The 14,607-nt window shown below is 34.8% G+C and carries 14 protein-coding genes and 3 pseudogenes; 3 read left to right on the forward strand and 14 right to left on the reverse strand.

What is annotated here, in order from left to right; translation table 11 throughout:
- Positions 1-5 precede the first annotated feature (5 nt).
- Positions 6-1,193 carry a Ger(x)C family spore germination protein gene (locus tag ACTT1L_RS02105; protein WP_442821767.1) on the reverse strand — a complete coding sequence of 396 codons (1,188 nt, stop codon included), beginning with the start codon at positions 1,191-1,193 and terminating at the stop codon, positions 6-8.
- Positions 1,190-2,782 (reverse strand): spore germination protein, encoded by a 1,593-nt coding sequence (locus ACTT1L_RS02110; protein WP_001997781.1) that lies wholly within the window; start codon positions 2,780-2,782, stop codon positions 1,190-1,192. Before ACTT1L_RS02110 ends, ACTT1L_RS02105 begins: the two co-directional genes overlap by 4 nt.
- Positions 2,783-3,427: 645 nt before the next feature.
- Between ACTT1L_RS02110 and satA the strand changes: the two genes are divergently transcribed.
- Complete coding sequence (satA, locus tag ACTT1L_RS02115) at positions 3,428-3,985, forward strand: streptothricin N-acetyltransferase SatA (protein WP_001050473.1); 558 nt, start codon at positions 3,428-3,430, stop codon at positions 3,983-3,985.
- A gap of 80 nt (positions 3,986-4,065) precedes the next feature.
- Here the strand turns inward: satA and menA are convergent, their stop codons facing one another.
- The 4 genes and pseudogenes from menA to ACTT1L_RS02135 all read right to left on the reverse strand — a co-directional run bounded on the left by menA (position 4,066) and on the right by ACTT1L_RS02135 (position 7,766).
- Positions 4,066-4,977 (reverse strand): 1,4-dihydroxy-2-naphthoate polyprenyltransferase, encoded by a 912-nt coding sequence (gene menA, locus ACTT1L_RS02120; RefSeq protein ID WP_270722208.1) that lies wholly within the window; start codon positions 4,975-4,977, stop codon positions 4,066-4,068.
- Between the two features lie 297 nt (positions 4,978-5,274).
- Positions 5,275-6,270 carry a CgeB family protein gene (locus tag ACTT1L_RS02125; protein ID WP_270722207.1) on the reverse strand — a complete coding sequence of 332 codons (996 nt, stop codon included), beginning with the start codon at positions 6,268-6,270 and terminating at the stop codon, positions 5,275-5,277.
- Positions 6,271-6,517: 247 nt separating this feature from the next.
- A pseudogene (locus ACTT1L_RS02130) lies at positions 6,518-6,727 on the reverse strand (DJ-1/PfpI family protein); the annotation flags it as partial.
- 55 nt (positions 6,728-6,782) lie between these two features.
- Positions 6,783-7,766, reverse strand: coding sequence for a phosphotransferase (locus tag ACTT1L_RS02135; RefSeq protein ID WP_270722206.1), 984 nt, complete (start codon positions 7,764-7,766; stop codon positions 6,783-6,785).
- A gap of 147 nt (positions 7,767-7,913) precedes the next feature.
- Here ACTT1L_RS02135 and ACTT1L_RS02140 point away from each other — a divergent pair, with 147 nt between their 5' ends.
- Positions 7,914-8,396, forward strand: coding sequence for a hypothetical protein (locus tag ACTT1L_RS02140; RefSeq protein WP_139339178.1), 483 nt, complete (start codon positions 7,914-7,916; stop codon positions 8,394-8,396).
- A 90-nt stretch (positions 8,397-8,486) separates the two neighbouring features.
- Here the strand turns inward: ACTT1L_RS02140 and ACTT1L_RS02145 are convergent, their stop codons facing one another.
- From ACTT1L_RS02145 to ACTT1L_RS02170, 6 genes are all read right to left on the reverse strand, one after another.
- A complete protein-coding gene (locus ACTT1L_RS02145) occupies positions 8,487-9,320 on the reverse strand; it encodes a GNAT family N-acetyltransferase (RefSeq protein ID WP_076867894.1) in 834 nt (277 codons plus the stop codon).
- 153 nt (positions 9,321-9,473) lie between these two features.
- Positions 9,474-9,878, reverse strand: coding sequence for an arsenate reductase (thioredoxin) (arsC, locus tag ACTT1L_RS02150; protein ID WP_076873604.1), 405 nt, complete (start codon positions 9,876-9,878; stop codon positions 9,474-9,476).
- 26 nt (positions 9,879-9,904) lie between these two features.
- Positions 9,905-10,945 (reverse strand): ACR3 family arsenite efflux transporter, encoded by a 1,041-nt coding sequence (gene arsB, locus ACTT1L_RS02155; protein WP_000826567.1) that lies wholly within the window; start codon positions 10,943-10,945, stop codon positions 9,905-9,907.
- An 18-nt stretch (positions 10,946-10,963) separates the two neighbouring features.
- Positions 10,964-11,401, reverse strand: a complete 438-nt coding sequence (locus ACTT1L_RS02160) for an ArsI/CadI family heavy metal resistance metalloenzyme (RefSeq protein WP_001271015.1) — start codon at positions 11,399-11,401, stop codon at positions 10,964-10,966.
- 60 nt (positions 11,402-11,461) lie between these two features.
- Positions 11,462-11,767 carry an arsenical resistance operon transcriptional regulator ArsR gene (arsR, locus tag ACTT1L_RS02165; RefSeq protein WP_001982246.1) on the reverse strand — a complete coding sequence of 102 codons (306 nt, stop codon included), beginning with the start codon at positions 11,765-11,767 and terminating at the stop codon, positions 11,462-11,464.
- 514 nt (positions 11,768-12,281) lie between these two features.
- The gene (locus ACTT1L_RS02170) at positions 12,282-12,791 is read right to left on the reverse strand and encodes a DinB family protein (protein ID WP_001076313.1); all 510 of its coding nucleotides are present in this window, start codon (positions 12,789-12,791) and stop codon (positions 12,282-12,284) included.
- Between the two features lie 347 nt (positions 12,792-13,138).
- Between ACTT1L_RS02170 and ACTT1L_RS02175 the strand changes: the two genes are divergently transcribed.
- Positions 13,139-13,684, forward strand: coding sequence for a dihydrofolate reductase family protein (locus ACTT1L_RS02175; RefSeq protein ID WP_046199563.1), 546 nt, complete (start codon positions 13,139-13,141; stop codon positions 13,682-13,684).
- Between the two features lie 87 nt (positions 13,685-13,771).
- On the opposite strand, the pseudogene ACTT1L_RS02180 reads toward ACTT1L_RS02175, so the two are convergent.
- Positions 13,772-13,936 (reverse strand): annotated as a pseudogene (locus ACTT1L_RS02180) (IS4 family transposase); the annotation flags it as partial.
- Positions 13,897-14,335, reverse strand: a pseudogene (locus ACTT1L_RS02185) (YkvA family protein). The pseudogenes ACTT1L_RS02185 and ACTT1L_RS02180, both read right to left, overlap by 40 nt.
- Between the last annotated feature and the right edge of the window lie 272 nt (positions 14,336-14,607).

Raw genomic sequence — 14,607 nt, forward strand, 5'->3', positions numbered from 1 at the left:
CCTCCTTATTTTTTCATTTCATTTTTCTTTAACTGCAACGGTGGTCCAGTCAGTCCTACTCGCCGAATAGTAAGCTTTGTATGAACAGAAACTTGCACTTTTCGAAATTGTTTACTCCAATTCTTTTTTAGCCCTTTCCATTCGGATGGATATTTTCGATGAATGGCTTCCCCAAATCCAAAGATATCGGTTCCGTATTGTTTTTGAACCTTTTTAATAGTTTGGAGAGCTTGCTTTTCAGATTGTTTTTCCAATACATGTTCTAAAAGAGTGATATTTTTTGGCTGCGTAAGATCTAAATTCGTATTATTTTCCTGAATTGTTCCTTCACCAGAAAAAACAATATCACACTTAATTGTGTTCCCTTGTATAGTAGGTATAATTTTTCTATTGATTTTTGTCATATATAAACTTGCACCACCATTTCCTTTAGAGGCGCTTGCTGTAACCGTCTGTTTACTTAAACGATTCACTATCCAAAGAGTAGTTAACCATTCCTGCATGTTTAAATACCCTACCAATTTGAAATCGTTGTTAAATATAGCACCGCCTACAATTTGAAACCCTTTGACCTCAGTTTTTCCTTTTTTATGAGACACATTTAGTTTAATAACGGGTAAAATCGGAGTGATTCCATCACTCGTACTAGCAATAAGAAAATGTAATAAAGACATATCTCCTAACGCCTCTATTTGCATATGCTCTTTCAGTGCCCCAAGTGCCGGGATAGATTCTAAGGGGATGGATGCTTTCAAAAACTCTTTTGCAGTATGCCCCTTTATTACAAACGCATCTGCTCGTAATCGAATATCAGGATCGCGGCTATATGCATCTAAAACTGAAGCGAGGCCATTTTTAGCCATTTTTTCTCCAATCAATATTACACGCTGGTGCCCTCGAAAGATTTCTCTCGACATTTTTGTTTGCATCATTTGTACAGCTTCATGTGTATCCTTTCCAATTCCTGATTCTATAAAAACCGATTTTCCTGTATTACTTCTTCCGCTCTGTCCCATTCCCATTTTTGATGGGATAATAAACTGCGCACTAATTTCAACCTTATTATTCTTCGCTTGATCAAGTCCCCACCCTAATTCAATTGCCAGATCATTTAGCTCCGTACGATCCCAACATCCCGTCAAGAAGCATAATGAAACGACCAGTATCATAGAGAGCGCCTTGTGCAGACTCATTCTGTTTCCCCTCCCCGTTTCTCATCTGGCTTTTGTCCATCTGGAAAACGAACTTTCTCTTCACCAGATACCATTATTGGGCGGTGTGTCATATTCCAACGAGGCGTTCGGAGAAAAACATCCTTTAAATCACGCGGAGTCTGAGGCGCAACTGGACTTAAATACGGAATACCAAAAGAACGAATATTAGTTAAATGAATCAAAATCGCAAGGGTACTTATTGCTATACCGTATAGCCCAAGCATTCCTGCCAATAACAGCATAGGAAAGCGTAACATCCGGTAAGCTGTTCCTAAGTTGTAGCGCGGGAACGCAAATGACGCAATACCGGTTGTCGCCACAACAATAACTAAAGGTGCGGAAATAATACCTGCTTGCACAGCAGCTTGCCCGATAACAAGTGCCCCCACAATACTAACTGCTGATCCAACGGGTTTTGGTAACCGAACGCCCGCTTCCCTCAAACCTTCAAATAAAAATTCCATCATTAGTGCTTCTATAACAGCAGGAAAAGGAATACCTTCTCGCGCAGCTGCAATACTAATAAGCAAATTTGTCGGAATTAATTTCGGATGAAAAGTTGTAATAGCAACATAGAGAGACGGAAGAAATAATGAAATATTAATTAATATTAAACGTATCCATCGAACAAAAGTCGTATAGATGGAGCGCTCATAATAATCCTCCGCTGCTTGCAAACCCGTCCAAAATGTCATAGGAACGATTAAAACGAAAGGTGTATTATCGACTAAAATGGCGACTTTCCCTTCTAATAAACTTGCACAAACCGCGTCTGGTCGCTCGGTATTTTGAATTTGCGGAAAGGGAGAAAAGGGTTGATCCTCGATAAACTCTTCAATAAAAGCTGACTCCAACACCCCATCAATTTGAATTCGCTTTACCCTTTGGCGAACTTCATCCAAAACCGAATCGGGTGCAATGCCCTCAATATAGGCCATTACCACATCTGTCTGTGATAATTCCCCAATCGAATAAGGTTCCATTTTTAGTCTTTGACTCCGAATCCTTCGGCGAATTAGGCTCGTATTCACCCTTAACGTTTCGGTAAATCCGTCCCGAGGGCCACGAACAGAAATCTCGGCAGCCGGTTCTTCAATACCTCGTTTTTCAAACCCTTTTAAATCAGCGACTAGAGCTTGACTCTCTCCTTCTGTTAAAATGACGATATTCGCTTTCAATATCGCTTCTATAACCTCATGAACTTTTGAAATCGTCTTTACTTGAGAAACCGCAATAAGCTGTTTTTGTATAATTTCTCCTACCGAATCCTCACTCTTTACTCCACTAGGCAAACCTTCAAACATCATTGGTTTGAAAACAACTTGTTCCACAATCTTAGTGTCAACTAATCCATCTATATAAATAAAAAGAATTTCAGTTTGACTATTTATGAGAAGTGGACGAAATACAATATCGGAACAATTCTCAAAAACTTGTCTCAAAACTTCTTCATTCGCACATACACTCTGCTTGAGTTCACACTCTTGATCATGTTGGATCTGCATACTTGCACTCTCAAGTTCCTGAATATCTTTTCTCAAACGATTTCTACTAAGTTTTTTCATCATACTACCCCATTTATCGAATGGTTTATGTTTTTATACTTGAACTTTAGTGTTAGTGATTTCTTGACAGAAAAGCTTTAGAAACCTTTCCACCACATGGTTTTTGGGTCAGTAATCATTTGGCTAGAAAACAACAGGAAAATATCCCCTCTATATCCTTCTTAAAATCTCCTTACACATGAAAATTATTCAATTTTTTCTATAAGTTAGTTATTCTAAAATGTGGTATCCAAAAAGTAACTTGTAACTGATGAGTTGTTAAATTGGTACTAATACACTTATGGAAACGAGCCCAAAAAGCATGCTCTGAAGAAAGATAAATCAGAACATGCTCTGAATTGATTTAATGGAATCACTCTTTTAGAAAAAACTAGGATCATTTCTTTAATCCTTCTTTCACTAAAATACTCTTTAATGAAATCATCTCATTTTTTAGTAACCTGTTGATACTATAGACGTTGATTTTTCTGGAAGTTTAATTGAAAATAATCCGCTTCATTTCAAACAATATTTTCATACTAGCATGCTAGTATAAAGATAAAATACAGAGATAGCCTTACCATTGAAATTCTATTATAATTTTGTAATCGCAATTCATTTGAATCAAATAAAAAATCAGAAGAAATAATATTATTGGGAGGTACTCCGATGAACCTTTTAATTAGAAAGTTAGAAAAAAATGATGTAGGCAATTTCCCGGAGATTGATGATAGTTTTATAGTGAATGCTCGGTTAATTCTTTCTCTTTCCAAAGTAAATAGACGCATAGAATATACAGTAGAAGACGTTCCAAGTTATGAAAAAAGTTATTTACAAAATCAATGTGATAATGAAGAACTGGCGTACAATGAGTATATAAATAAACCGAATCAAGTAATTTACATAGCACTGTTACATAACCAAATCATCGGATTCATAGTATTGAAAAAGAATTGGAATCACTATGCTTACATAGAAGATATAACAGTGGATAAAAAATATCGTACACTCGGAGTTGGTAAAAGATTAGTTGATCAAGCAAAGCAGTGGGCAAAAGAAGGCAATATGCCAGGTATTATGCTTGAAACGCAAAATAATAATGTCGCAGCATGTAAATTTTATGAAAAATGTGGATTTGTAATTGGTGGATTTGATTTTCTTATTTATAAAGGTTTGGATATGACAAATGATGAAGTTGCAATGTATTGGTATTTTCATTTCAAATGAAACTGTTTTTAACATGAAGCAAAGTCAAAATAACCCCCCCAATCTCTCTAAATTAAAATTGAGAAACTGGGGGTTTTTATTTAAAACAAGTAACTTATTAGTAATCCTGCTGATAATAAGAAGCCGAAAATCGTATTTGTCATCGCTGTTGATTTCATTGCGATGCGCATATATCCGGGATCCTTTGCTCCTTTTTGGAAACTTTGAATGGCAGAGATTGGTTTTCTTAAACCTAGGAACATCACTAATGCCCAAGGGCTTATATAACCCATTAATACAATTACCGCAATCCATAAATAAGCAATGAAAAAGGCTACAGCTAGTGTTACTATTGCTTTTTCTCTCCCAAGGAGGATTACTAATGTCTTTCTTCCACCTTTAATATCTTCTTCAATATCTCGGATGTTATTTGACATGTTGATTGCACCGACTAAAATTCCAATTGGAATTGAAATTAATACACTTTCAGTCGTTATCGTATTCGTTTGAATAAAGAAAGCAATAAGTACAAAGCATGTCCCCATTAACAAGCCAGAAACTAATTCTCCAAACGGAGTGTACGCAATTGGTAATGGACCACCTGTATATAAATAGCCAACCGCCATTCCGATTAAACCGATAACGACTAACCACCAGCTACTATTCATACAAATATAAACTCCAATAATTGCTGCTACTACATACAATAAAAGTGCGACTGTTAACACATTTTTTGGTTTCAATCCATGACGGACAATTCCGCCACCAATTCCAACAGAATCAGCTGTATCTAATCCACGTTTGAAATCATAGTACTCATTAAATAAGTTCGTCGCTATTTGCAATGCTAAACATGCAGCCATCATCGCAATAAATAAAAGCCAATCAATTTTGGCAACATAAAGTGATGCCACTGTTCCTAAAATTACAGGAGAAAATGTCGCCGTTAACGTATGCGGGCGCGTCATCTTCCATATTAATTTAGCGGAACTAATTTCTTTTTCTGTCCCCATAACTCTGTTCAATCTCCCAACATTTAAGTATAAATTCCTAGCAGTATCTTTCTATCTGTTTTCTGCCACGCATCTATTATACCAAAAAATGAATTGGTGATAGAACTGTAATGCTCTTGCTTATCTCTCTTAGATTCAGTTTTTCAAAAGAAAATCCGTTGCTCAAATGCGAACAACGGACCTTTTTATATGAACCAATTTAAAACGTCCTCAGCAATCTCTTCTGGTCTATCCCAGTGCATTAAATGCTTATCTTCAAGTATAATCGATGCTATTTCATGTAAGTTAATGACTAGATTACACCTTCACGCCCCTCAAATTAATATAGTTTAATAATTGTATGATTCGTTTATCATATGTGTGATGTTTCAAAGTTCTATCCAGTCCATTTTTTGCTATACGTTTTCTTTCTTGTACATGTTCCAAATAATACTCTGCTTTTTGTATAAACTCCGATGCACTATTAAAAGTTTCTATTTCAACACCTGGTATGTAATGTTTTGCTACATCTGGACGTATATCAGTTAATTGAAAAGAACCTACAGCATTAATTTCAAACGTCCTATTATTTACTGAGTATGCTTGGATATTTGCAGCATTACAATTCAATTCCTGATCACTTAGTGAGCGATGTAAATTTATATTGATTTTAGTCGATACGTAAAATTGCAATGCATCCTCATACTTCGCAAGTGGCAATAGTTGTATTTTATCCTTTAGCCTTTCATAATTCTTTAAATTCTCCCAACCAAATCCTACAATTTTTATGTTTTTTTCTGCTAAATACTCTGAAATAGAATCAACAAAGGTAAGTCTATTTTCAAATGCTGTACCTATAAAACTAAGATCATACTTATATGTATCTTCTTTCTGAGAAGGTTTAAACACATCTTGATTTGCTGCTAACGGAAGATGAAACACATTGTTACATCCTAACCCTCTATAAAATTTGATACAATTTAAATCTTGCGTAAATATGTAATCATAATACGGCACAAGATGTTGTGTTACATCCGTATAATAAGGATCATCTGTCAGCCAAAGTCCAGTAGTAAACCCTGCCTTTTTTAAGAATGGCATAATATGATTAAATTCTTCACTTAAACCGCTTAATACCAAAATAAAATCTGGTTTCACTTTCAATGCGGTTTTTATAGCTTTTTCTGGACTCACCATACTTGTATCGCTGTTTATCTTTTGTAAACTATTCAAAATTGCTGCTTCGATCATTGGATAATAAAAAGGAATTCCTGATTGAATAAATAAAATTTTCTTAGGAGTATTGTCTTTCATGTCACTTCCTCCTATACATATTTTCTCATCCTCAAAAAAGCACTTTATATTCTGGGTTTAGCTAAGGCCCTTTTTATGTAGGCTCTGCAATCTTTATTCATTTTCATAACATACTACTTTATATTTATAAGCATCGTTTATGTCCATTATGTGGAACTTTCCTTATTTTATAGGCTGATGGGATTTGGGGAGGTGTCACAAAGGGAATAAAGTTAGGTTATATTCAGCCAAATTATTAAACATAGAAAATGAACATATCTGGACGATTATCCATTCGTAAAAATTCATGTGATTGAACCGTAACCCCAAACGAAGTAGTAACTTCTTGTTTTGGTTCACTTGAAACGAATTCAACTGTAAACGGAGCCCCTTCTTCTATCGCTCTTTTCAGTACCTCAAAAGGTGCAAAGGAGACAAGTTCTCCAAAACCGTCAAACAATACAATTTGTATTTTCATTTTTAGAACACCTCCTATGGTTTCTTATTTGAATCCCAAATTAGGAGAATACATGTTATGTACAAATTAATAATGAAGATAGTCTTTCTCCCCTCACTCTATAAACTTCCAAATGTTCTTCTAATTTCCTCTTATCACTTATTACACTTAGTGTTTTCTTCACAAAATTCCAATTTAAACTACCGGATAACCATAGTAACGAAGAAAGTCTTTTGTAATCATTTGATGTTACAATCTTATGAGCCTTATACCCTTCTAAAAATGCACTAGCAACACTTGAACATACTTCATGCGAATGTATTCCTTCTGTTCGAGAATACCACTTTAGTAAAAAGGCTAGTCCTTCAATACGATCAACATATCCAATCGATTCGACATCTACAATTCCTTTTACCTGCTCACTTGAGTCCCATAAAACATTCAAAGGATTTAAATCTGTCTGTACGATAAACTTTAATTCACTCGTATATGCACACTCTATATGATATGTAGCTAGATTTATATACTCCCGTAATTCTTTGCATGCGCTTGCCTTACTTTCTAACATATGAATAAACTGGGCATACCCATCCAAATGTGATTTCTTTTGAAAAATCAAACTTTGAAATGCGCAAGATATGTCATGAATCTTTCTTGCTTCCTTTCCAAAGGCTTTTGCGATAGCTTCTGTACAATGTGTAATATGTTCTCCCTCAATCCAATTAGACAAGACAAATCGGTATTGTTTCTCATTCCAAGCGACAAGTGTAAATGGCTCTCCTGCCCTATTCTTGTTTATCTGCATAAAAGGAATTCCATGTTCGCGTACATAATACGTAAACCGTACTTGCTCTTTCAGGTGTTCGTTTGATAACGTTCCAAAAGCTGGATTGATTGTTCGCTTGCTATTTATAAATCTTGCAGAATATCGCTTTCCATTTACGATGATTTTATAGTGTAAATCTGTATGCCAACTGTTCTTATGTAATTCTTCTTCCACTGCTAATGTATGAATTTCTTTAAAATAATTCATTACTACATTTCTTATTATGTGTTTCACCACGTTCTCTCCTTCCATACAAAAAATTAGGGTACATGTAATTCATTGCGCTTCCCATAACAAAATGTATTTCACTTCATTAAGCATAGCTAGGATATTTCAAATAGGAAATAGAATTATAGAAAATAGTAGATGGGAGGCCTATTATTGAAGAGATTAACATTTGGTATAATTGGAGCATTAAGTATCACTTTATTAATTGGATGTACAAGTAATTCAAATGAGACGAAAGCTTCCAATAAAGAAGCACCCACAGCAGTGAAAGAAAAAGAATTTGCATATGAAAACGTTATGTTTGAACAAAAAGAAGTGAGAAAACTTGAGATTAGTCCTGTAAATTCAAAAAGTAGTAATCAAGTAGTAAATAAAGAAAATATGAAAACAATTTTCACAAGTATGGAAAGCGCAGAGAAAAAAACACTCCTTCTAGATCAAGAGGCCAAAAACTATATACATTCAAAAATGAAGGTTACTTATCAAGATAATTCTATACAAGAATTCTTTGTTTGGATAGAGTCTGATGGTGACATCGTAATAGCAAAAACGAGCGATGAAACACACGGTGAAGGTTATGATTTAAGTGAAGATAATTCTAAAAAAATCATTCAGTTTTTCGAAAAAGAATTCTAAAACGAATTACGCCACAAATAAAAAAGCCGCATTTGCGGCTCGTAAACTTATAGAACTAACTCATGTCTATCGTTTCATCGCATCAACAAATTATTCATCAAATAGAAAATAATATCCTACATAGTTACATACATTTATAAATCCTACATTTTCCACAACTGCGACAGAAGACTTGTTCAATTCCATACAGTCCCAATATGGAGTAATGTCATTCTCCAAACAATCTTTCACAAAACTATGAGCTATCGTTTGAGCTAATTTTCTCCCCTGGTGCTCTTCTATTGTTTCAATATCTATACAGTGTATATTTTCAAATACAAATCCTGAAAAACAAACACTCACAATTAGATCACCATAAACAATGCAATAACCGATTCCTTCATTGAAAAAACAATCTGGTGAAGACCAAAACTCTAAAATTTTTGATTGTAAAAAATCAATGTTCTTAAATGTGTTATTATTATTTTCATAGAGAGCTTTACTCATTTTTAGCACAGTATATCCCTGTTCAAATTTAGGCTCATGATGATTTTCATAATCCTCTTTTCTTAGCATATACACTCTTTGATTCCAACTCTTTAAGTTACGGTGCTGAAATATTCTTTCAATTGTTTTGTTCCACTTTGAATGATTACCGATTCCTTCAAAACAATTTAGTCCAACCTTTTTCGCCTCAGGTTTTATTACATTATTAATAAGATGATTCATTTCTTTATTAAACTCTTCATTTTCAGCATTTCCAATAAAAAAGAAGCCATCATTATTGCCTAACCAAATAAGCCCCGAATTAGGGGAAGATATGTTATCTACAAATATACGACCAGGATTCACCCCTGCAATTACAGCTTTGACTTCTAATTGACCTCGTTCATTTATTAAACTACTACATTTATAAAAATCATTCTTGCTTAATTCAGAAATCATAAGTTAAACCACCTTCTTGAAATCGCTTTATTATAACTTTAACACCATGACAGAATATTCTCTATTCTTTTTAATAGTTGTTTTAAATCAATGAAATATATAATAAAAAAGAGCCAATCTCCAACACAATAGAAGATTGACTCTTTCCTTTATTTATTCCCCTGTTTCAGAAAATCGTTTTATACGTTCACCAATTTCATCACGAACACGTTGAAATTTAGACCATTCTTTTCCTGCTGGATCATCAAATCCCCAGTGAACACGATTCACATGTGGCGGAGTAGATGGACAAACCGAATCCGCATGACTACAAAGCGTAACGACTAAATCAGCACGATTTAAAATGTTTGCATCAATTATATCTGATGTTTGATTTGTTATGTCGATATTTACTTCGTTCATTGCTTTAATAGCATTTGGATTTACTCCATGTGCTTCGATTCCTGCAGAATATACATTCCACTTATCTCCTAAATATTGTTTGCCCCATGCTTCTGCCATTTGGCTTCGGCATGAATTTCCTGTACATAAAAAGTAGATTGTCTTTTTGTTCTCCATGTTGTTTTCCACCTTTATTTTTAAATTTAGACTGATTGATCATTAAAATATTTACGTTTAAACCAAAAAGCAACGTTTACAAGTGCAATCATGACAGGTACTTCAACTAAAGGACCGATAACAGCTGCAAATGCTGCGCCTGAATGAATACCAAACACACCAACTGCTACAGCAATCGCTAACTCGAAATTATTGCTACCTGCTGTAAATGCTAATGTTGTAGTCACCGGATAGTTTGCACCAATCTTTCTTCCCATAAAGAAAGAAACAAAAAACATTACAATAAAATAAATGAGTAATGGAATTGCTATTCTTACTACATCTAGTGGTACGCTAACAATCATCTCTCCTTTTAAAGAAAACATAATAATGATCGTAAATAGCAATGCAATCAATGTAAGTGGACTAATCTTAGGTATAAACACCTTTTCATACCACTGTCTTCCTTTTAACTTAACTAGTACAAAGCGCGTCAACATACCTGCTATAAAAGGAATTCCCAAATAGATAAACACTGATTTTGCTACTTCTATCATTGTAATATCGACAATAGCACCTTCAATTCCTAACCATTCTGGAATTACGGTTACAAACACGTATGCATAAACCGAGAAGAATAACATTTGGAATACCGAATTAAAAGCAACTAAACCTGCCGCATATTCTTTATCACCATCAGCTAGATCATTCCAAACAATTACCATTGCAATGCAACGTGCTAACCCAATCATAATGAGACCAACCATGTATTCTGGTTTATCAGGAAGAAAAATAATTGCTAACACAAACATAAGTACCGGACCAATAATCCAGTTTTGTACTAATGATAAAACTAACACTTTTACATCTTTAAATACTCGGCCCATTTCTTCATAGCGAACTTTCGCTAATGGTGGATACATCATTACAATTAAACCAACAGCAAGCGGAATAGACGTCGTGCCAACTTGTAATGTATTCAGTCCGTCTACTACACTAGGGAACACAAACCCTAAACCAATCCCAACCGCCATCGCTAGAAAAATCCATAGTGTTAAATAGCGGTCTAGAAAAGATAAACGTTTCATTTTATTTTCCATCTCCTATTAACAACAAGAATTTTTAGCTACCTCATTTGAAGTCGTGCAACAAGATGACTCTTCAATTTTGTGAACATCACTATGTGCTTTCGTATAAAAGAATTCCCACTCATTCCCATCAGGATCTGTTACCCAAAACTTATCTTGTACTGCATAGCAACAAGTCGTATCCATCTCATCACGCGCGAAGAAACCTTCTTTTTCTAATCTTTCTTTATGTAATGTAATTTCTTCAGCTGTATCCACTTGGAAACCGAAATGATTTACCTGATTTCCCTTCACTTCATCTCGTACGTTCAGCGTAAAATTAAGTCCTGGCGTCTCTAATAAAAATTTTGCATAATCCGTTTTCACTTTAACTGGTGATACACCAAATACTTTTTCATAAAATTCAATAGACTTCTCTAAATTCGTAACGTTTATACCGACGTGAACATATCTCATACCTTATTCCTCCTCTTTACATATCATTAATCAATTTTTTTTGATTAATAACTCAAAATTTTAACAGCAGCTACCTTTGCCTGTTTTTCTAAAGATACAGCACAATTCTTCTGATAATAAATTATTTACTTCCGTATCATTTAAATCATAATAACTCCACGTACCTTTTGTTTCTTTTACAATTAAACCTGCGTCTAATAAAATCTTTAAATGATAGGACAACTTAGATTGTGTCATTTCAAAAATCTCTGTTAAATCACATACACACGTCTGGCCTCGCTGACAAAGTTCATACATGATTTCTAGACGTTTCTGATCCGCCAACGCTTTAAACTTTTTCTCATAGAGCTGAAAATCTTGTACCACTGTAGTTCACTTCCCTTCATCAACTTTTTTTGATGTTTATAGTATATATGTAGATGAGTTCTATATGCAACTAGTTAATCAAGTTTTTTTGATTTATCAAAAAAACTTCCTCGCATCATCACTTTGCTACAACTAAAAAAGACCATAGCCTTTTCAAAAATGAAAAACTATGGTTCTTTTTACAACTTAATAGTTACAAAATTTCCGAGAAATGGAGTCTCTATAACTATTTTTAATTTTAATTTGATCATTATAGAGTAGTGCCCCGTCACCCTCAATCTAAGAAAAACAAATACCCCCAAATGAGAAAAATCGATATAACTCTTGTTTTTGGTGCATATTCATAAAAAGCACGTTACCCTTTCTCATTAACATAAGAGAATAGTAAGGTGCTTTTTATTTCAAAAATAGTCTAAATCCTTAAGTTGATGGTTGTGGGGCGGGACCCTAATAAGAACGGTATCTAAGGTTGTATGAGTGGTGTTCGTTCCATTCCAAAGGCCTCTGCCGACGATTAACTCAAGTACCGGTTTCGGATAACCCCCATGTGATGAAGCTCGTGTCCTGCAATGCTGTACGCGAGGGCGCGCGCCGTAATGCTTAGGTTGTTGGCTGTGCCCTTGCGGATCCACGCCTCCGCTGGTAGCCCGCGCAGTAATGTAATCGTTGATTGCCGTACGGCCCGGTAGTCTTCGGCCAATTGCGCGGTTGTCCAGCTTCCGAAAGGAGGTATGAATAATTCCTGATCGAAACCGGTCAAAGGCGTCTGGTCCCCTCTTGCGAACCGGAGCAGGCGGTAGGTCATGACGCGTTCCGCGTCTGTAATGTGGCCCACAACTTCTTTCAGTGTCCATTTTCCTTCCGCATACCGATATGCGGCCTGGCTTTCGGTCAACGATGCCAGGAGCTCGGTCATTTGCTTTTCCTGGGCGAGCAAAATGTCGATGATGTTACCGTCTGGCACCAAACGGATATATTCGCCGGAGCTCCCAGCGTATTCTTCTTCTGACGGTCTTTGATTCATGCGTAGTCACCTCTTTATGTATATATAGAAAATTATAGCACTCGTCTATGTCTAATCAATTCGCGAAATAATAAAACTTCCCTTCTAATAATTGAGGATAAGCAACTATTTAGTCGGTCGCCACACTATCCTGATTCGTTAGCACAATAAGCAATGCTAATCAATAATGCATAAAAATTAGAAGTTATACAATATTTCAAAGTTATGAATATATATTAGTTTATTCCAAAACATACATAAATACATTTTGTCGAAACTATTAAAAAGGTAAATTTTCTCTAGCTGGAGAATTAATAATTGTTTTACCAATATGTAAACATCTCAATTTAAAACTAAAGGAGAACAAAATGGGAAAAATAATTGTATCGATGTACCTCTCACTAGATGGTGTCATGGAGGAACCAGCTTGGACTGCTCCATACTTCAATGAAGAAGTAGCAAAGTTTCAATCCAATTTACTGTTTGAAAGTGAAGCTCTTCTACTAGGGCGAGTAACCTATCAAGGTTTTGCAGCTGCCTGGCCTTCTATGACTGATGAAGAAGGTTTTGCTGATAAGATGAACAGCATTCCTAAATTTGTTGCTTCAACAACTTTAGAAAAAACCGAATGGAATGCAAATCTTATCAAGGATAATGTTATAGAAGAAATATCGAAACTGAAGGAACAGCCCGGTCAGAACCTTTTAATCTATGGCAGTGGTGATCTTACACAAACATTAATGCAACATGACCTCATTGATGAATATCACTTTATAGTCAATCCCGTTATCGTAGGAAGCGGAAAGCGTCTCTTTAAAGACCAGAGCAATACAAAAGCATTAAAACTTATAGAAACAAGAACGACCAGTTCAGGTGTCGTTATTCTTTCCTATCAGCCGGAGAAAAAAGAATAATTATTGATAAATTATATAAACAAAAAACTCATCAGAATAAATCCTGCTGAGTTTTTTTATAAGATAATACATATATTAATTTATAAAAATCATACGGGTTAGTACTTTATCAGTCATACCTACATAGGCATCGGATATTCCATATGTTTGTCCTGTTTGGAGAGAGCTCATTAATACCTCCATATCTAGCTGTATATACTCTGTAGCTTTCTTTATTCTTTCATCCTGAAAATAATCAGGTTTGCAATTTTTACAGCCCATACAAAGACAAGGATCCAGAGAGTAATGATAATAATGCCTGTTATCCAATTCTTTGGTTTGCTTGTTATCTGTCTTTCCTCTACCTTTCTTTTACAATCCTCCAACACTTCTTTAGGAATCAGTTTTAATGCCAAGTATACACCTAATGGTACAAGAATCAAATCATCAAGATACCCCAAGATTGGAATGAAGTCTGGGATTAAATCTATAGGACTAAAAGCATACGCAACAACAAGCATTGTAAATAATTTAGCATACCAAGGGACTCTTTCATCTCGATATGCCAAATAAAGTACAAGAAGTTGTTTTTTTTTAGTTTCTAGCCCATTTTTTCATTTTTTGTATGATAGATATTTTTTCTTCTGTTTCTATCGGTTTATTTTGATTCAAATTATTCCTCTCCCATTTTATTACTACGTACATCTTCTCAGAATTGTTCTTATTAACTGTATAATAATTACATAGCTACTATTGAGTCTAATACTTTATTTTAATAAAAACTATTTATAATATAAAACCTAATGATCAGTCTACATTTTATTAATCAATAAATTAGAAAGATAAGAGATAAGAAACACGTTTAAATCAACTAGGTTTAATCTAATCCAGTTTTTAAATGGGAACAAGCATGTGAGGGAGGGATCTCCAGATTTTCGTTCTGG

The sequence above is a fragment of the Bacillus sp. FH genome, assembly GCF_052216825.1.
GTDB lineage: Bacteria > Bacillota > Bacilli > Bacillales > Bacillaceae_G > Bacillus_A > Bacillus_A paranthracis.

Coding starts and splice junctions, on each gene's coding strand:
- menA (WP_270722208.1), bottom strand. CDS start 4,977: ATGGGGACAGAAAAAGAAATTAGTTCCGCTAAATTAATATGGAAGATG.
- ACTT1L_RS02110 (WP_001997781.1), bottom strand. CDS start 2,782: ATGATGAAAAAACTTAGTAGAAATCGTTTGAGAAAAGATATTCAGGAA.
- ACTT1L_RS02175 (WP_046199563.1), top strand. CDS start 13,139: ATGGGAAAAATAATTGTATCGATGTACCTCTCACTAGATGGTGTCATG.
- ACTT1L_RS02160 (WP_001271015.1), bottom strand. CDS start 11,401: ATGAGATATGTTCACGTCGGTATAAACGTTACGAATTTAGAGAAGTCT.
- arsC (WP_076873604.1), bottom strand. CDS start 9,878: ATGGAGAACAAAAAGACAATCTACTTTTTATGTACAGGAAATTCATGC.
- ACTT1L_RS02145 (WP_076867894.1), bottom strand. CDS start 9,320: ATGATTTCTGAATTAAGCAAGAATGATTTTTATAAATGTAGTAGTTTA.
- ACTT1L_RS02105 (WP_442821767.1), bottom strand. CDS start 1,193: ATGAGTCTGCACAAGGCGCTCTCTATGATACTGGTCGTTTCATTATGC.
- satA (WP_001050473.1), top strand. CDS start 3,428: ATGAACCTTTTAATTAGAAAGTTAGAAAAAAATGATGTAGGCAATTTC.
- ACTT1L_RS02125 (WP_270722207.1), bottom strand. CDS start 6,270: ATGAAAGACAATACTCCTAAGAAAATTTTATTTATTCAATCAGGAATT.
- ACTT1L_RS02170 (WP_001076313.1), bottom strand. CDS start 12,791: ATGAATCAAAGACCGTCAGAAGAAGAATACGCTGGGAGCTCCGGCGAA.
- arsB (WP_000826567.1), bottom strand. CDS start 10,945: ATGAAACGTTTATCTTTTCTAGACCGCTATTTAACACTATGGATTTTT.